Consider the following 17,724-nt stretch of genomic DNA (forward strand, 5'->3'; position numbering starts at 1 on the left):
CGAGTACGTCCAGTACACGGGCGCCCCTCCGCCTTGCGATGCACCGCACCGGACGCCGCGGGCTCACCGGCAAACCTTTCCGGTCACCGCACTAGGGGTCGCCGACGTCCTGGCGGACCAGGCCCTGGCGCTATCGGAACGCCCCTCGCTGGGGCTCCTGAACGCCGTGATGGGCAAGGCCCACGCCGCGGCGATCCGTGGCGACCGCGCGACGGCGTTCCAGCTCGCCGACGACGGCCGGCGCATCTTCGACAAGGCCGGGTCCTCCGAGCAGACCAGCGACTACGCCGTGCCCTGGTGGCGCATGAACGTCTTCCTGTCGCTGCTCCTGGCCCGGTTGGGCGACGAACGTGGCGCGGTGCGGGCGCAGGAAGCGGCACGCCGCGAGATGCCGGCCGAGCTGCCCCGGTTCACCACCCACCTCGAGCTGCACCGGGGCCTGATGCTCGCCCGGTCCGGCGACACGTCCGGCGGGACCGACTGCGCGCGGGCGGCCCTGGACGCCCTGCCACCGGAGAAGCACTCCCTCACCCTGAGACTTCTCATGATGGAGGTCGAGCAGGCCGAGATCCGGAGCGACATCGCTTGTCCGTGGTGCTACATCGGCAAGGCCCGGTTCGGGAAGGGGCTGGCCGAGTTCGCGCACCGGGACGAGGTGGAGGTGGTGTACCGCTCCTTCGAGCTCGACCCGAACAGCCCCAGGGAGCACAGCGAGCCCGTCGTCGAGCTGCTCGCCAGGAAGTACGGCCGGACCCTGGACGAGGCGCGGGGGATGGAGGAGCACGTCGCGGCCAGTGCCCGCGCCGAGGGGCTGACGTACCGCATCGAGGGCCGTGACCACGGCAACACCTTCGACGTCCACCGGCTGCTGCACCTGGCCGCCGCCCGGGGCCGGCAGGAGGAGCTGCTCGATCTCGCCTACCGGGCCAACTTCGGCGAGGAGCGGTCCGTCTTCGACCCCGAGGTGCTGGTCGCGCTCGCCGTCGAGGCGGGGCTGGAGGAGGCGGAGGCCCGTACGGTCCTCGCCGATGCCCGCGCCTACGCCGACGAGGTGCGGGCCGACGAGCGGGAGGCCGCCGAGCTCGGGGCCGATGCCGTGCCGTTCTTCGTGTTCGACCGCCGCTACGGGGTCTCCGGCGGGCAGCCGGCCGAGGTCTTCACCCAGGCGCTGGAGCAGGCGTGGGCGGGACGCGAGGCAGCGGAGGAGCCCGAGGAGGCTGAGGCGCCCGAGGGGGGCCAGGAGGCCGACGGGGCCCCGGGTGACGCCGAGGTCTGCGAGCCCGGCGGCGCCTGCGCGGTCCCGCAGCCCCCGCAGCCGTAGGCGCCGCGCCCGCCCGCCTGCGCGGGCGGGGGGCGGCCGGGCATGGACGGCCGGGGGTTCCTGGAGCAGAGTGGGCGCCATGGATCTCCCGCTCCCCGAAGCCGTCCGCGCCGAGTTCGGCCACTCCACCACCTACCTCAACACCGCCACCTGCGGGGTCCTCCCGCGCGCCGCCGTCGCGGCCGTACGGGACCTGGCCGAGGCGGCCGGGTCCGGACTCCTCGTCGGGTCGGGGGACTTCGGCCGGGTCGACCGGGTCCGGGACGCCTTCGCCGGGCTGGTCGGCGTCCCGCCGCAGCGGGTGGCCGTCGGCTCGTCCGTGGCCACCCACGTCGGACTCGTCGCCGCCTCGCTCCCGGCGGGCGCCGAAGTCCTGTGCCCGGAGGACGACTTCGCCTCCGTGCTGAACCCCTTCGTGGTCCGGGGCGACCTCAAGGTGCGCCTCGTCCCGCTGGAACTCCTCGCGGAGGCCGTCGGCCCGGACACCGCCCTCGTCGCTTTCTCCGCCGTCCAGTCCGCGGACGGGCGGGCGGCGGACCTGGCGGCGGTGCGCGCGGCGACGGCCGGGCACGGGGCGCGGATGCTGGTGGACGCGACGCACGCGGTGGGCTGGCTGCCCTTCGACGCCTCGCCGTACGAGTACACGGTCACCGCCGGGTTCAAATGGCTGCTCGGCGGGCGCGGGGTCTCCTACCTGACCGTGTCGCGGGAGGCCCAGCGGGACCTGGTCCCGCTGCACGCGGGCTGGGCGGCGGCGAAGTCGACGGACGACGCGCTCTACGGCCCGATGCCGGAACTGGCGGACGGGGCGCGGCGGTTCGACGAGTCCCCGGCCTTCCTCCCGTACTACGCGGCCGAGGCGTCGATGGAGCTGATCGGGCGGGTCGGCATCGAGGCCGTGCACGCCCACGACACCGCCCTCGCGGCCCGCTACCGGGCCGGCCTGCTGCGCCTGGGCCACGAAGCCGTGCCCGGTACGGCCCCCATCGTCTCGGTGCCGGGCCTGGCCGGCCGGCAGCCCGCGCTGCTGGCGGCCGGGATCGTCACCGCCGCCCGCGCGGGCAGCCTGCGGGCCTCCTTCCACCTCTACAACACCGAGGCGGACGTGGACCGGCTGCTCGACGCCCTGTCCGGCTGAGGACCGTGCCGGGCCGCCGACGGGTGCGCCGACCGGCCGGCCCGCCGGGCCCGGCGGCTCCCGGTCAGTGCAGGGCCGAGGACCAGGCCGACTCCGCCGCCGCGAGAGCGGGCTCCGCCGGGACCGACAGCGCCTCCGCGAGGGCCGACAGGCAGGCCCGGACCGTCCCCAGGGAGGCCGCCTGGCCGTAGTGGTTGACCCGGATCATCTCCCGCGCCAGCGCGCCGCCGCCCGCCACGAGCGGGACCGCCGGGTCCGCCCCGAGGGCCTTGGCCACCACCAGCGAGGCGTCCGCGACCCGGAGCGTGGTGGCCACCGGAGCGGCCTCGGCGGCCACCGGCACGTACGGGGTCACCCCCGCGCCGAGCGCCACCGCGCCCGCGCGGGTCGCCGCCGCCGCGGCCGCGTGGCGGGCCGTCACCGCGGGGAGGCCCTCGGCGGCGATCCGCTCCAGGCACGCCTGGAGCGCCAGCATCTCCAGTTGCGCGGGGGCGTGCGGCAGCGCCTTGCGTCCGGCGTCGATCCAGCGTTCCTTCCAGTCCAGCAGGGAGAGGTAGGAGCGGCGCGGGGCCGCCGGGTTCTGCGCGAACCGGGCCCAGGCGCGCTCCGAGACCGACACCGCCGAGACGCCCGCCGGACCGCCCATCGCCTTCTGCGCGCCGATCACGCACAGGTCCACGCCCCAGGCGTCCGGGAGCAGCTGCTCCGCGCCGACCGAGGCCACCGCGTCCAGCATGAACAGGGCCCCGTGCGCCCGTACGACCGCCCCGATCTCCGCGACCGGGTTGGTGTTGCCGGTCGCGGCCTCCGCGTGGACCAGCGAGACGAAGTCGATCTCCGGGTGCGCGGCCAGGGCGTCCGCCACCTGCTCCGCCGTCACCGCCGTGTCGAAGGGGACGGCCAGGTCCACGACGCTCGCCCCGCAGTCGCGCAGCCAGTTGCCGAAGGTGGTCCCGTAGGGGCCGGTCACCACGTTGAGCGCGGTGGAGCCGGGCCGCGCGCCCGAGCGGATGCACCCCTCCAGCGGCAGCAGCGCCTCGCCCTGGGTGATCACCACGTCCTGCCGGGTGGAGAGGAGGTCCGCGACACCCCGCTCGATCGACGCGAAACGCTCGGCGGTGAGCGGCGGGAGGTCCAGGAGGGGGTGGGTCACGGCGGTGCTCTCTTCGTCCGGGGGTACCGGGAGAGCGTACCGACCGCGCACGTACAGTGCCGACATGACCGATGGGGACAGCACGGGTACGGGCGGCGCGGGCGCGGGCGCGGGTGGGACGGACACGGGCGCGGGCGCCGGGCCCGGGGTGCTGCACGTGAAGGGGCGCGTGCTCGTCGGGCCCGAGGAGGTCCGCGACGAGCTGTGGGTGGTCGGCGGGCGGATCTCCTACGAACGCCCGCGCGCGGCCCGGGAGATCACCACGGTGACCGGCTGGGTCCTGCCGGGACTGGTCGACGCGCACTGTCACGTAGGGCTGGACGCCCACGGGCCGGTCGACGCCGCGACCGCCGAGTGCCAGGCGCTGACCGACCGGGACGCGGGCGCCCTCCTGCTGCGCGACGCCGGGTCGCCCTCCGACACCCGCTGGATCGACGGCCGCGAGGACCTGCCGAAGATCATCCGGGCGGGCCGGCACATCGCCCGGACCCGCCGCTACATCCGCAACTACGCGCACGAGATCGAACCCGCCGACCTCGTCCCCTACGTCGCCCGCGAGGCGCGGCGCGGCGACGGCTGGGTGAAGCTGGTCGGCGACTGGATCGACCGGGACGCGGGGGACCTGACGGCCTGCTGGCCGCGCGCCGAGGTCGAGGCGGCCATCGCCGAGGCGCACCGGCTGGGCGCCCGGGTCACCGCGCACTGCTTCGCCGAGGACTCGCTGCGCGACCTGGTGGAGGCGGGCATCGACTGCGTCGAGCACGCGACCGGCCTCACCGAGGAGACCGTTCCGCTCTTCGCGGAGCGCGGGGTCGCGATCGTCCCGACGCTCGTGAACATCGCGACGTTCCCGAAGCTGGCGGCGGCCGGGGAGTCGAAGTTCCCGGCCTGGTCGGCGCACATGCGCAGGCTCCACGAGCGGCGCTACGACACCGTCCGGGCGGCCTGGGACGCGGGCGTCCCGGTGTACGTGGGCACGGACGCGGGGGGTTCCCTGCCGCACGGGCTGGTCGCCGCGGAGGTGGCGGAGCTGGTGAAGGCCGGGATTCCGCCGCTGGACGCCCTCTCGGCGACGGCGTGGGCGGCGCGGGAGTGGCTCGGCAGGCCCGGCCTGACCGAGGGGGCCCCGGCGGACCTGGTGGTCTACGGGGCCGATCCGCGGGCCGACGTACGGGCCCTGGCGCGGCCCCTGCGGGTCGTCGTGAACGGCGCGGTCCGGGCCTGAGGCGGCCGGCGGCCGGGCGGCGGACCGTCCAGGGCGGCGCGGGCGCGAGGGGTGCGGGCGCGGGGTGCGGCGCGGGGTTGACCTCGCGTGACTTCGGGGTCCCGCCGGTCGTTGTGCGCGTCCGTTCCGGGGGAGCGCCGTCGCTGCGGGCCGCCATCCCTGGGGTGGGGGAGCACTCACGTTCTTCATGGGGCGCGGCAATTCGAATACCTGCCCGGAAACCACCCTTTGGGGTGAACTCACGTCAGGTTGCCGCCCGTTCACCCACAGTGCGTAAAGATTCCGGGGTCGAGGCCGTCGGCGTGCGCGATGTCCCCCATGGACGCCGCGACGGCACCCATCTCCCCGGGAGTTCCCCCAGTGAACAGCCATACCTTCCGCATGCCCGTGGCCGCCCTGCTCGCCACGGGAGCGGTCGCCCTGCTCGCCGCCCCGCCCGCCTTCGCCACGGGCGGTGGCGCCGTGCGCGAAGGCCGGTCCAGTGCCGTCGTCCTGCGCGCCGCACTGGACGTGAGCCTGCTCAACAAGGCCGTGCACATCCCGCTGAAGACCACGCTCAACGAGGTCAGCGCCCCGGCGTCGGCCGAGAAGACCGCGCTGACCGTGACCCTGGACGGGGTCGAGCAGGGCCGGCCGGTCAGTGTGCTGCGGGCGGACGTGGCCACGTCCAGGGCGAGTGCCGACAAGAACCGCGCCGAGGCGGAGGCCAACCTCGCCCGGGCCCGGGTGCACGTGCCGGGCCTGCCGGGCCTCTCCCTCGTCGAGGTGGAGAAGGTCACCTCCAAGGCCGTCTGCGAGGCGGGCCGCAAGCCGGTGGCGACCTCGAACGTCCTCGGGTCGGTGACCGCCCTCGGCAAGAAGGTCACCCTCTCGGCGGGCGGCCCGACCCGGGTCGAGGTCCCGGGCGTGGGCCTGGTCTCCCTGGAACTGTCCGGCACGGAGACCACCTCCACCACGGCCGCCGCCGCCGCGCTCCGGCTCAAGGTGTCGGTGAACCCGCTGGACCTGAACGTGGCCCGGGTGGAGGGCGAGATCGTGCTCGCCGAAGCACGCTGCGAGTCCCCGGCGGGACCGGCGCCGACCCCTGCCGCGACGTCCGCCGCGAAGCCCGACGTCAAGCCCCAGACCGGGACGGGCACGGGTACCGCCGTGCAGACCGCCGCCGGGAGCACGTCCGGCGCCAACCTGGCGGAGACCGGCGGCAGCTCCAAGACCCCGTACGTCGCGGGCGGCGCGCTGCTCCTGCTCGTGGCCGGGGCGGGGGCCATGGTGATCACCCGCCGCCGCCGGGCCTCCTGACCGGGTAGCCCCGGCCTCCGCCTCCGCCCCGGACCCCCGCCCCGCCCCGTGCGGGCGGGTGGTCCGGCGCGGGGGCGTCCCGTCAGGGCCGTCGCACGGTCCCGGTCAGGGCCAGCGCGTGGTCCAGGGCCTGGAGCAGACGGCCCGTCGTCACCCGGTCGCGGACCGCCAGCCGGAGCCAGGAGTCGTCCAGGCCCGGGAAGGTGTCCCCGCGGCGGACGGCGAAACCGAGGGCGCGCAGGCGGGTGCGGACCTCCGCGGCGCCCTCCACCCGGATCAGCACGAACGGCCCCTGGGCCACCCCCGCCACCGTGACCTCCTCGAACTCCGTGAGCCCGGCCAGCAGATGGGCCCGGTCCACCGCGGTCCGCCGCGCCGCCTCCTCCGCCTCGGCCAGCGCCTCCGGCGTCACACACGCCTCGGCCGCCACCAGCGCCGGGGACGACACCGGCCACAGCGGCTGGGCGGCGGCGAGCTTCGCGATCACCCCGGGCTCGGCCAGCACGTAGCCGATCCGCAGCCCCGCCAGCCCCCACGTCTTCGTCAGGCTCCGCAGCACCACCAGCCCCGGCACGTCCGTCCGTCCGGCCAGCGCCTCCCGCTCGCCCGGGACCGCGTCCATGAACGCCTCGTCCACCACCAGGGTCCGCCCCGGCCGGGCCAGCGCCGCCAGCGTCGCCGCCGGGTGCAGGACGGAGGTCGGATTCGTCGGGTTGCCGATCACCACCAGGTCCGCGTCGGCGGGCACCGCCGCCGGGTCCAGCCGGAACCCGTCCGCCGCGCGCAGCACCACCCGCTCCACCCGGTGCCCCGCGTCCCGCAGCGCCGCCTCCGGCTCGGTGAACTGCGGGTGCACCACGACCGGCCGTACGGCGCCCAGCGCCCGCGCGACCAGCACGAACGCCTCCGCCGCCCCGGCCGTCAGCAGGACCCGTCCGACGGGCAGCCCGTGCCGCGCCGCCACCGCCGCGCGGGCCGCCCGGCCGTCGGGGTACGCGGCGAGGCCGCCGAGGGAGTCGGCGATCCGCCGCCTGAGCCACTCCGGGGGAGTCCCCGCCCGTACGTTGACCGCGAGGTCCACCAGCGCGCCGGGCGCGTCCCGCACCTCCGCGTCCCCGTGATGGCGCAGGTCGTGCCCGTGCGCGGTGGCCACGGCACAGGTCGCCGCCACCGACCGCCGCTTGGGCACGAGGAGCTCCCCGCCCCCGGCCAGCGCCGCGGCCTCCGCCACCGAGGCCGTCCCGGTGGCCGTGCGCACGGCCTCCGAGGGGTGCGGCACCGCGATCGCGGCCAGCTCGGCCGCGGAGTAGCTGAGCAGCGGCACGCCGAAACGTTTCGCCGCGCCCGTGATGCCCGTCTCGCCCGCCTTCGACTCCACCGTGGCCAGCGCCTTCACCGCCCCGGAGGCCAGCCCGGCCCCCCGTAGCGTCTCCTCGACCAGGGCACAGACCTCCGCCACGGAAACCCCCGCGCGTCCGCCGACCCCGACCACCAGCTGCGTCGCGTACTCGCCCACCGGGGGTCCTCCCTCCGTAGTCACCGTCACTGGTCGCCCGCTGGTGCGGTGACCGGAAAGGTTCACCGGCCCGCGACGCCCGGCACGGCACCTCGCGATGTTGTCGGAGCACCCGAGTACGTCCGGCACTACGGGCGCCCCTCCGCCTTGCGATGCGCTCGGCACCGGACGCCGCGGGCTCACCGGCAAACCTTTCCGGTCACAGCACCAGGTCGTGTCTTCAAAGTGGCGTCGCCCGCGCGCGGACGTGCGGGTGCGCCGGGGAGTCGGTATGCAGGGGCACATGGCCGTGATCGTGGCGTTGGGCGCGTTCCTGATGACCCTGGCGGGCGGATGGACGGCGCAGCGCGTCACCGACCGCCGCCACCTCGTGCTGGGCCTGGCCGGCGGCCTGATGCTCGGCGTGGTCGGCCTCGACCTGCTCCCGGAGGCGCTGCACGCGGCCGGCGAGGAGGTCTTCGGGGTCCCGCTCGCCCTGCTCCTCTTCGTGGCCGGCTTCCTCGTCGCCCACGTCGTCGAACGCCTGCTGGCCGTACGCCAGGCCGCGCACGGCGCCGAGGAGGGCGCGCGCGTCCCCGAGGTGGGGCTCACGGCCGCCGCCGCGATGGTCGGCCACAGCCTCGCCGACGGCGTGGCCCTGGGCGCCGCCTTCCAGGTGGGCGGGGGCATGGGCGTGGCCGTGGCGCTGGCCGTCATCACCCACGACTTCGCCGACGGGTTCAACACGTACACGCTCACCAGCCTCTACGGCAACGCCCGCCACAAGGCCCAGCTGATGCTCCTCGCGGACGCCGTCGCCCCGGTCGTGGGAGCGGCGTCGACGCTGCTCTTCACCCTTCCGGAGGAACCGCTCGGCGCGTACCTCGGCTTCTTCGGCGGGGTCCTGCTGTACCTGGCCGCCGCCGAGATCCTGCCCGAGGCGCACCACCGGCACCCGGCCCTGTCCACGCTGCTGTGCACGGTGGGCGGGGTGGCCGGGATCTGGCTGGTGGTGGGCCTCGCGGAGTGAGCCCGCCGGGCGCGCGCGACGCGCCGCGAGGCGGGCGCGCGCCGGTCTCCGAGGGGTCACCGGGGCGCTGCCGCAGGTCTCGTGACGTCCGCGGCGCTGCCCGCGCGGTCCACGAAGCGGCGGGCGACGCGGGGCTGTGCCGCCCAGTGCGTGTGCAGGTAGCTGGCGTGGACGCCCCGGTGCACGAAACCCTCGACACGGCGTTCCGGGTGGGTGAACCCCCACGCGGGCACGGACCCCGCGCCGGGTTCCACCACCGTCCGGTGGAACTCGTGCCCGCGCAGCCGGGTCCCGGCCACCGCGAGGGCGCTGTCGGAGACCGCCACCGCCTCGCGGTAGCCCAGCGTGAGGCGCTCCGACATCCGCGCGTCGGCGTCGAGCACCCCGCACATGGGCTTCCCGTCCAGCGACCGGGACAGGTACAGCAGCCCGGCGCACTCCGCCGCCACGGGCGCCCCGCTCGCCGCGAAACCGGCGACGGCCCCGCGCAGCGGCTCGTTCGCGGACAGCTCGGGCGCGTACACCTCGGGGAAACCGCCGCCGATCACCAGGCCGGTGGTGCAGGGCGGGAGCGCCTCGTCGCGCAGCGGGTCGAAGGGGACGACCTCCGCGCCCGCCGCGGTGAGCAGCTCCGCGTGCTCGGCGTACGAGAACGTGAAGGCGGGCCCGGACGCGACGGCGACCACCGGCCGGGCGCCGGTGACCGGCCCGGGGTCCCGGACGTCCGACAGGGCGGCCGAGGGCGACCACGGCTCGCAGGCCAGCGCCGGGGCGGACCGGGCGAGACCGAGCAGGGCCTGGAGGTCGCAGCCCTGGCGGACCTGTTCGGCGAGGGCCGCCACGGCGGCGAGGGCATCGGCCCGCCGCTCCGCCACCGGCACCAGCCCCAGGTGCCGCGACGGAGTCGCCACCTGCGGAGCCCTGCGCAGGACACCGAGGACCGGCATCCCGGCCTCCTCCAGCGCCTCCCGCAGCATCACCTCGTGCCGGTCGGAGCCGACCTTGTTCAGGATCACGCCCCCCAGCCGCACCTGCGGGTCGAACGAGGCGAAGCCGTGCGCCAGCGCCGCCACCGACCGCGACTGCGAGGAGGCGTCGACCACCAGCACCACGGGCGCCCGCAGCAACTTCGCGACATGGGCCGTCGAGGCCAGCTCGCCCCGGCCCGCGGCCCCGTCGTAGAGCCCCATCACACCCTCGACCACGGCCAGGTCGCACCCCGCCGCCCCGTGCGCGAACAGCGGGGCCACCAGCTCCGGCCCGCACAGGAAGGAGTCCAGGTTGCGCCCCGGACGGCCGGTGGCCAGCGCGTGGTAGCCGGGGTCGATGTAGTCGGGCCCGGCCTTGTGCGGGGAGACGGCGAGGCCGCGCTCCGAGAAGGCCGCCATCAGGCCCGTCGCGACGGTGGTCTTGCCGCTCCCGGAGGAGGGCGCGGCGATCACCAGCCGCGGGATGTCCACGGAACTCACCACTCGATGCCCTTCTGGCCCTTCTGGCCCGCGTCCATCGGGTGCTTGACCTTGGTCATCTCGGTGACCAGGTCCGCGAACTCCACCAGCTCCGGCGGCGCGTTGCGCCCGGTGATCACGACGTGCTGGGTGCCGGGACGGCCGCGCAGCACCTCGACGACCTCGGCCACGTCGATCCAGCCCCAGTGCAGCGGGTACGTGAACTCGTCGAGCACGTACAGCCGGTGGGTCTCGGCGGCCAGGTCGCGCTTGACCTGCTCCCAGCCCTCCTTGGCGGCCTGCTCGTTGTCGAGCTGGGCGTCCCGCTGGACCCAGGACCAGCCCTCGCCCATCTTGTGCCAGACGACCGGCCCGCCCTCGCCGGAGGCGCCGAGCACCTTCAGCGCGGTCTCCTCGCCGACCTTCCACTTCGCCGACTTGACGAACTGGAACACCCCGACCGGCCAGCCCTGGTTCCAGGCGCGCAGCGCCAGCCCGAAGGCCGCCGTGGACTTGCCCTTGCCGGGGCCGGTGTGGACGAGGACGAGCGGACGGGTACGGCGCTGACGCGTCGTGAGCCCGTCGTCCGGGACGACGGACGGCTGTCCCTGCGGCATTACGCGGCCCTCCTGTTGCTGTGACGATCGGTGCTGGTGCTGGTGCTGGTGCTGGTGCTGGTGCTGGTGCTGGTGCTGGTGCTGTTGGTGCTGTGTGACGACGGTGTGCGCACGGCCTTGACCAGCCCGGCCAGCGAGTCGGCCCGCAGCCCGTCGAGGGTGACGGCGGGCCCGCCCAGGGCCGCGGCCAGCACCCCGGCCAGCCCCAGCCGCACCGGCCCGGACTCGCAGTCCACGACCACCGAGGCGACGCCCCCGGCCCGCAGCAGCCCGGCGCTGCGCCCGGCGAGCTCGCGCGGGTCCCCGCCGAGGGCCCCGGCCGAGGTGGCCCGCCCGTCGGTGACGACCACGAGCAGCGGCCGGCGCGAGGCGTCCCGCAGCCGCTCGACCCGCAGCACCTCGTGGGCCTTGAGCAGCCCGGCGGCGAGCGGGGTCCGGCCACCGGTCGGCAACCGCTCCAGCCGCGCCGCCGCCGCGTCCACCGAGGAGGTCGGCGGCAGCGCCAGCGTGGCCCCGGTACCGCGGAAGGTGATCAGGCCGACCTTGTCCCGGCGCTGGTAGGCGTCGAGCAGGAGCGACATCACGGCGCCCTTGACCGCGCTCATGCGCCGGCGCGCCGCCATGGAACCGGAGGCGTCGACCACGAAGAGGACCAGGTTCCCCTCCCGGCCCTCGCGCGTCGCCTGGCGCAGGTCGTCCTTGCGCACGACGAGCCCGCGCCCGGCGCGCCCGCGCGCCCGCTGGTGCGGGGCGGCGGCCTGGACGGTCGCGGCGAGGTGCAGCTTGGTCAGCTGGCCGCGCGGGCGCTGGGCGCCGGTGGTCCGGCCGTGCGCGGTCCGGGCGCGCGAGCGCCGCCCCGCCGCGCCCTCGCCGAGCCCCGGCACGCTGAGCATCCTGGTCCGGAACGGCGCGGAGGCCCGTACGGCGGCCTGCTCGGGCGCCCCGGCCCCGCCGTCGCCCCGGGCGGGCTCCGGCTCGGGGGCCTCCGGTCCGGCGGGGGCCTCGGGGCCCTCAGGGGTCTGCGGTGCGGCGGGGGGCTCCGGGGCGTGCGGGTTCTCCGGCGCCTCGGGCCCGCCCCCCTGCGGAGGGACCCCGCCCCCGCCGTCGGGACCGTCCCCCGGGCCGTCGTCGTCGTCCGGGTCGTCACTGCCGCCCGGGCCCTCGGTCTCGGGTTCCGGCTCCGGCTCGTCGTCGGGGAAGCCGTCCAGGATCTCGTCGAGCTTCTCCTCGTCGAGTCCGGGCGCGTCGAAGGGGGCCCGCCTGCGGCGGTGCGGCAGCGCCAGCAGGGCGGCCCGCCGGACGTCCTCCTTCACCACGTCGGCCCGTCCGTCCCAGGCGGCCAGCGCCGTCGCGGTCCGGGCCATCACCAGGTCGGCGCGCATCCCGTCGACCTCGAAGGCCGCGCAGACCGCCGCGATCCGGTGCAGCGCGGTGTCACCGAGCCGCACCCGCGCCACCAGGGCGCGCGCGGTCACGATCCGGTCGTGCAGCTCGGCCTCGGACGGCGCCCAGCGGGCCGTGAAGCCCTCGGGGTCGTCGTCGTACGCCATCCGCCGCCGCACCACCTCGACGCGCTGCGCGGGCTCCCGGGAGGCCACGACCTCGACGGTCAGCCCGAACCGGTCCAGCAGCTGCGGGCGCAGCTCGCCCTCCTCCGGGTTCATCGTGCCGACGAGCAGGAAACGGGCGGCGTGCCGCACCGAGACGCCCTCGCGCTCGACGTAGGAGGCGCCCATGGCGGCGGCGTCCAGCAGGACGTCGACCAGGTGGTCGTGGAGGAGGTTGACCTCGTCGACGTAGAGGATGCCCCGGTGGGCGTCGGCCAGCAGGCCGGGCTCGAACGCCTTCACCCCCTCGGAGAGGGCCCGTTCGATGTCCAGGGCGCCGACGAGACGGTCCTCGGAGGCGCCCACGGGCAGCTCCACCATCCGGGCGGGCCGGGCCGTCCCCGGGCCGGGCTCGTGGGGGCCGTCGGGGCAGGCCGGGTCCGGCGCGGCGGGCGCGCAGGAGAACCGGCACCCGGGCACGACGTCCACCTGCGGCAGCAGCGCCGACAGCGCGCGCACGGCGGTGGACTTGGCGGTGCCCTTCTCCCCGCGCACGAGCACCCCGCCGACCGCCGGGCTCACGGCGTTCAGCAGCAGCGCGAGCCGGAGGTCGTCCATGCCGACGACGGCGGTGAAGGGGTATCGGGTGGTGCTCATGCGGTGATCACTCCTTCGAGTGGCTCTCTCGGATGCGGGACGGCGGATCTCGCCGCCCCGGACGGACCGGTCCCCGGCCCCTGGGCCGGGCCGGCCTTCGGCTCCCCGCCCCGGCGCGCGGGTGGTGCCCCGCGGCCCGCCGGGTCCGGGCCGGCGCCCTTCACGGCGCTCTTCACGGGGCCCTTCACGGCGCGCCCGGCGGCAGGAACGGCAGGCCCGCCGGGGCCCCGCCCTCGATCAGGCGCAGCAGCGCGGCGGTGTCCGCGTGCTCCTCGATCAGGTCGCCCAGCAGGTCCAGCTGTTCCTCCCGCAGCGTCCCGAAGGAGGTGTCCGGGGCGGGGACGAAGCGCCGCCCGGCCGCCGCCGCGACCTCGCGCAGGAAGGCCCGGCGGAAGCCGTCCGACTCCAGCGAGCCGTGCCAGTGGGTGCCCCACACGGCCCCGGTCCGGCAGCCGTCCAGGAACGGTTCCCCGCCCAGCACCTCGGCCACGCCGTGGTGGATCTCGTACCCCGAGACCTCCTCGCCCAGCGCCGAACCCACCGGCCGGGCCAGGGTCTTCTCCCGCGCGAAGCGGACGCGCACCGGCAGCAGCCCCAGGCCGTCCACCGAACCCGCCCGTGACTCGACCTCGTCCTCGATGTGCTCGCCCAGCACCTGGAACCCGCCGCAGATGCCGAGCACCGGCCGGCCCTCGGCCGCCCGCCGGGCCAGCGCGTCCGCGAGCCCGCGCTCGCGCAGCCACTCCAGCGCCCGCACCGTCCCGCGCGTACCGGGGACGACGACCAGGTCCGCGTCGGCCAGCTCCTCGGCCCGGTCCACGAACCGCACCACGACCCCCGGCTCCGCGGCCAGCGCGTCGACGTCCGTGAAGTTCGACATCAGCGGCACCGCGCACACCGCGACCCGCAGCACGTCGGCCCCGACCGGCGGCGCCACCACCGACTCCCGCACCGCGCCCCGCAAGGAGACCCGGAGCCCGTCCTCCTCGTCGATCCCCAGCCCGTGCCGGAACGGCAGCACCCCGTACGTGGCCCGGCCGGTCAGGGAGCGCAGCATCTCCATGCCCGGCTCCAGCAGCGACACGTCACCGCGGAACTTGTTGACCAGGTACCCCGCGATCAGCGACTGGTCCTCGGGCGACAGCAGCGCCGTCGTCCCGAAGAAGGAGGCGAAGACCCCGCCCCGGTCGATGTCCCCGACCACGACGACCGGGAACCGCGCGGCCCGCGCGATCCCCATGTTCACGATGTCGGTCCGGCGCAGGTTGATCTCGGCCGGACTCCCCGCCCCCTCGCAGATCACGGCGTCATACGTGCCCCGCAGTTGCTCCAGGCAGTCCGTGACGACACCGAGGAGCTGTTCCCGACGGCCGCCGCGCGGCCCCGTGCCGGGAGGCAGCGCGCCCGAGGGCCCGGCCTCCCCGAAGAACCCGCGCGCGCTCATCTCGCCGACCGGCCTGCCCAGCAGCACCACCTGGCTGCTCTGGTCGCCGCCGGGCTTGAGCAGCACCGGGTTCATCAGCGCGGTCGGCTCGACCCGGGCCGCCTGGGCCTGCATCGCCTGCGCCCGTCCGATCTCGGCGCCCTCGCGCGTCACGAACGAGTTCAGCGACATGTTCTGCGCCTTGAATGGCGCCACCTTCACGCCCTGCCGGGCCAGCCACCGGCAGATGCCCGCCGTGACCACGCTCTTGCCCGCGTCCGAGGTGGTCCCCGCGACCAGCAGTCCGCCGCCGCGCCTCGCGCCGCTCATCCGCGTCCCTTTCCCGTACCGGAGACCCTCGTACCGGTGACCCTCGTACCGGAAACCCTCGTGGCGGAGACCAGCAGCCGGGCCGTCACACAGGCGCCCAGCGCCAGCCAGGTCACCCGCCGCGACAGCCGGACCGCCCGCTCGATGTCCGCGACCTCCACCGGCCGCCCGGCCGCGCCGTTCAGGACGGCCCGGTGCTCGACCCGGCCGCCGTACGCCAGGGTCCCGCCCAGCCGGACGCCGAGCGCCCCGGCGAACGAGGCCTCCACGGGCCCGGCGTTCGGGCTCGGGTGCCCGGCCGCGTCGGCGCGCCAGGCCCGTACGGCGCCCCGCCGGTCGGGCCCGGCCGCCACGGCCGCGAGCGCCGTCAGCCGGGCCCCCGGCCAGCCCGCCAGGTCGTCGAGGCGGGCGGAGGCCCAGCCGTAGCGCAGGTAGCGGGGCGAGCGGTGGCCGACCATCGCGTCCAGGGTGTTCACGGCGCGGAAGGCCAGCAGCCCGGGGACCCCGGCGACGGCGCCCCACACCAGGGCCCCGACCACCGCGTCGGAGGTGTTCTCGGCGACGGACTCCACGACGGCGCGGGCCAGCTCCGGCCCGTCCAGGGCCTGCGGGTCGCGCCCGCACAGGTGGGGCAGGCGCTCCCGGGCGGCCCCGGTGTCCCCGGCGGCGAGCGCCCCGCCGACGGCACGGGCCTCCCGGCCCAGCGAGGTGCCGCCCACGACGGCCCAGGTGGCGGCGGCGGTCAGGGCGATCCGGGCGGCCGGGGGCCGGGAGCGCACGGCGCGGGCGCCCAGCGCGCCGACGGCGGCGGCGCCCCCGGCGCACACCAGGGTGTGCAGGAGGCCGCGGGCCCGGTCGTCGCGCCACAGGGCACGTTCGACGGCGGCGGCGGCCCGTCCGAAGGCGGCCACGGGGTGCCCACGGCGCGGATCGCCCAGAATCCGGTCACCGATCAGGCCCGCCGTGACGCCGTACGCGAAGACGCGGTCGGCACGCATGGTGGCAGGTATGTCCTCACTCAGGGTCCGCGCCCTGGTTCGACGTGACGGGCGGCGAGAGTTCCTGGCTCCCGGGGCGCACGCCGTACCGGCCGCGCCCCGGTGACAGTGGCGGGACCGCGCCGGACTCGCACCGGACTTCCTCTTCTGCCGCCGTATTGGCTCGGGCAGTCCACCACGCGCCTCGAACACCCGTCAACTCGCTGTTGACCTGCGGCGGGGGCGCGGCGGAGGAGGAGCGGGGGCGGGGCGGGGGCGCGGCGGAGCGGGCCGCGGACACCCGGCGGGCATACGAAAGCTCCCCCCGGGACGGACCCGGGGGGAGCTCTCGTGCGCCGCGTGCGGGCGGCTCAGTTGACGATCAGGTAGATCCCGAAGGTCACGGCCACCGCGCAGAGCGCGAAGCAGACGTAGGCACCGCTGCGGGCCAGGGTGGCGGCGCCCCCCTGCTCGGTGGCGGCCTCGTGCCGGGAGAGGCCCACCAGGCCCAGGGTGAAGAGGGCCACGAGGGCGACGGTGGCCGAGAGGCTGACCCCGAAGACGGAGCCGAGTGCTGCCCAGTCGATCTTCATACTGCGGATTCCTCTGTGTCTCTGGGGATCAGACCGTGGCGGCCGGAGCGGCCGGGGTCGCCGTCGCGGCCGGGATGGTGGCCTTGAGGTCCTCGTCCGTCACGGCGGCGGTCGTACCGGCCGGGGCGCCGCCCGCGATCGGGGGGACGGCGACGGCGGCGATGGCCGTGGTGACGACGCCCGGCTGCTCGGCGGCGGCCGGCTCGACGTCGTTGACGTTGTGGTGGTCGACGACCTGGCGGCGCGAGATGAGCCAGATGGCGAGGCAGGAGCCGACCAGGAAGACCGTGACGACGGCGATGCCGATGTCACCGGTGCGCATGACCAGCTCGGCGCCCGCGGCGACCAGGGCCGCGGCCGGCAGGGTCAGGCCCCAGGCGATGAACATGCGGGTGGCGGTGGACCAGCGGACCACACCGCCCTTGCGTCCCAGGCCCGCACCCATGACCGCGCCGGAGCACGAGTGGGTGGTGGAGAGGGAGAAGCCGAGGTTCGAGGAGGCCAGGATGACGCTCGCGGCCGAGGTCTGGGCGGCGAAGCCCTGCTGCGGCTGGAGGTCGGTCAGGCCCTTGCCCATGGTGCGGATGATGCGCCAGCCGCCCAGGTAGGTACCCAGCGCGATGGCGACACCGGCGGAGACGATGACCCAGGCCGGCGGGTTGGAACCGGGGGCGAGGATGCCTCCGGCGACCAGCGCCAGCGTGATGATGCCCATCGTCTTCTGCGCGTCGTTGGTGCCGTGCGCGAGCGAGACCAGACCGGCCGAGGCGATCTGACCGGCGCGGTAACCCTTGGCCGAGGTCTTCTCGCCCATCTGGTTGCCGATCCGGTACGTGACCTTGGTGGCCAGGTACGCGGCGAGGCCGGCGACCAGCGGCGCGGCGATGGCGGGCAGCAGCACCTTGGTGACGACCACACCGCCGTTGACGGCGGAGAATCCGGCCGAGGCGACCGCGGCACCGACCAGGCCGCCCATCAGGGCGTGCGAGGAGCTGGAGGGCAGACCGACCAGCCAGGTGAGCAGGTTCCAGAGGATCGCGCCGACGAGCGCGGCGTAGATCACCTCGGGCTGGATGCCGTCCTCGTTGACGAGTCCGCTGGAGATGGTCTTGGCGACCTCCACCGAGAGGAACGCGCCGACCAGGTTCAGTACGGCGGACATGGCCACCGCCGTCTTGGGCTTGAGGGCGCCGGTCGAGATGGTGGTGGCCATCGCGTTGGCCGTGTCGTGGAAACCGTTCGTGAAGTCGAACACGAGAGCGGTGATGATCACGATCCCGAGGAGAAGCGTTACGTGCTCCATTTACCCAGGCTTCTGTTTGACGTCAGTGGCTCGGCGACCGTAGGCAACCTGGATGAACGGAAGGTGAACTGACACGGGCGGACCGGTGTACTGGTGCGCGGGCTGATCGGGATGTTCGTCCCGTTTCTGGCGTAGATGGAGCGATTAGTGCACGTCAGAGAGGGGTCG

General features: G+C 75.7%; 13 protein-coding genes, 1 pseudogene and 1 riboswitch. Of the genes and pseudogenes, 5 read left to right on the plus strand and 9 right to left on the minus strand.

The features are described from left to right. Positions 1-547: 547 nt before the first annotated feature. Positions 548-1,321 carry a DsbA family oxidoreductase gene (locus ACIA5F_RS26940; RefSeq protein WP_399357389.1) on the plus strand — a complete coding sequence of 258 codons (774 nt, stop codon included), beginning with the start codon at positions 548-550 and terminating at the stop codon, positions 1,319-1,321. Positions 1,322-1,400: 79 nt separating this feature from the next. Beyond that, entirely contained in the window at positions 1,401-2,459 is a 1,059-nt protein-coding gene (locus tag ACIA5F_RS26945) for an aminotransferase class V-fold PLP-dependent enzyme (protein WP_399357280.1), read from the plus strand. Between the two features lie 64 nt (positions 2,460-2,523). Here ACIA5F_RS26945 and ACIA5F_RS26950 read toward each other — a convergent pair whose 3' ends face one another. Then, entirely contained in the window at positions 2,524-3,612 is a 1,089-nt protein-coding gene (locus ACIA5F_RS26950) for a pyridoxal-phosphate-dependent aminotransferase family protein (RefSeq protein WP_399357282.1), read from the minus strand. A gap of 148 nt (positions 3,613-3,760) precedes the next feature. On the opposite strand from ACIA5F_RS26950, the gene ACIA5F_RS26955 reads away from it, so the two are divergent. Together ACIA5F_RS26955 and ACIA5F_RS26960 are read left to right on the plus strand one after the other, a co-directional pair. After that, entirely contained in the window at positions 3,761-4,837 is a 1,077-nt protein-coding gene (locus ACIA5F_RS26955; RefSeq protein WP_399357391.1) for an amidohydrolase family protein, read from the plus strand. Positions 4,838-5,197: 360 nt separating this feature from the next. Continuing rightward, a complete protein-coding gene (locus ACIA5F_RS26960; RefSeq protein WP_399357284.1) occupies positions 5,198-6,136 on the plus strand; it encodes an SCO1860 family LAETG-anchored protein in 939 nt (312 codons plus the stop codon). 82 nt (positions 6,137-6,218) lie between these two features. On the opposite strand, the gene cobC is transcribed toward ACIA5F_RS26960, so the two are convergent. Continuing rightward, a complete protein-coding gene (gene cobC / locus ACIA5F_RS26965; protein WP_399357286.1) occupies positions 6,219-7,652 on the minus strand; it encodes an Rv2231c family pyridoxal phosphate-dependent protein CobC in 1,434 nt (477 codons plus the stop codon). Positions 7,653-7,935: 283 nt separating this feature from the next. Between cobC and ACIA5F_RS26970 the strand changes: the two genes are divergently transcribed. Beyond that, positions 7,936-8,661: a ZIP family metal transporter gene (locus ACIA5F_RS26970; RefSeq protein ID WP_399357394.1), complete on the plus strand. Its 726-nt coding sequence runs from the start codon at positions 7,936-7,938 to the stop codon at positions 8,659-8,661. Positions 8,662-8,717: 56 nt separating this feature from the next. Here ACIA5F_RS26970 and ACIA5F_RS26975 read toward each other — a convergent pair whose 3' ends face one another. From ACIA5F_RS26975 to ACIA5F_RS27005, 7 genes and pseudogenes are all read right to left on the minus strand, one after another. Continuing rightward, positions 8,718-10,133, minus strand: coding sequence for a cobyrinate a,c-diamide synthase (locus ACIA5F_RS26975; RefSeq protein ID WP_399357288.1), 1,416 nt, complete (start codon positions 10,131-10,133; stop codon positions 8,718-8,720). Continuing rightward, on the minus strand, positions 10,127-10,726 hold the full coding sequence (gene cobO / locus ACIA5F_RS26980; protein WP_399357290.1) for a cob(I)yrinic acid a,c-diamide adenosyltransferase: 600 nt from the start codon (positions 10,724-10,726) through the stop codon (positions 10,127-10,129). Before cobO ends, ACIA5F_RS26975 begins: the two co-directional genes overlap by 7 nt. Continuing rightward, the gene (locus ACIA5F_RS26985) at positions 10,726-12,930 is read right to left on the minus strand and encodes a putative cobaltochelatase (protein WP_399357292.1); all 2,205 of its coding nucleotides are present in this window, start codon (positions 12,928-12,930) and stop codon (positions 10,726-10,728) included. Before ACIA5F_RS26985 ends, cobO begins: the two co-directional genes overlap by 1 nt. Then, positions 12,927-14,683 (minus strand): annotated as a pseudogene (locus ACIA5F_RS26990) (cobyric acid synthase). Before ACIA5F_RS26990 ends, ACIA5F_RS26985 begins: the two are co-directional and overlap by 4 nt. Further along, entirely contained in the window at positions 14,680-15,681 is a 1,002-nt protein-coding gene (locus tag ACIA5F_RS26995; protein WP_399357294.1) for a cobalamin biosynthesis protein, read from the minus strand. The pseudogene ACIA5F_RS26990 and the gene ACIA5F_RS26995 overlap by 4 nt, the downstream one beginning before the upstream one ends. A 58-nt stretch (positions 15,682-15,739) precedes the next feature. Beyond that, positions 15,740-15,828: riboswitch (cobalamin riboswitch) on the minus strand. 203 nt (positions 15,829-16,031) lie between these two features. Further along, positions 16,032-16,253, minus strand: a complete 222-nt coding sequence (locus ACIA5F_RS27000) for a hypothetical protein (RefSeq protein WP_399357296.1) — start codon at positions 16,251-16,253, stop codon at positions 16,032-16,034. Between the two features lie 28 nt (positions 16,254-16,281). After that, complete coding sequence (locus tag ACIA5F_RS27005) at positions 16,282-17,556, minus strand: anion permease (protein WP_399357298.1); 1,275 nt, start codon at positions 17,554-17,556, stop codon at positions 16,282-16,284. Between the last annotated feature and the right edge of the window lie 168 nt (positions 17,557-17,724).

The sequence above is a fragment of the Streptomyces sp. NPDC051567 genome (assembly GCF_044454165.1).
GTDB lineage: Bacteria > Actinomycetota > Actinomycetes > Streptomycetales > Streptomycetaceae > Streptomyces.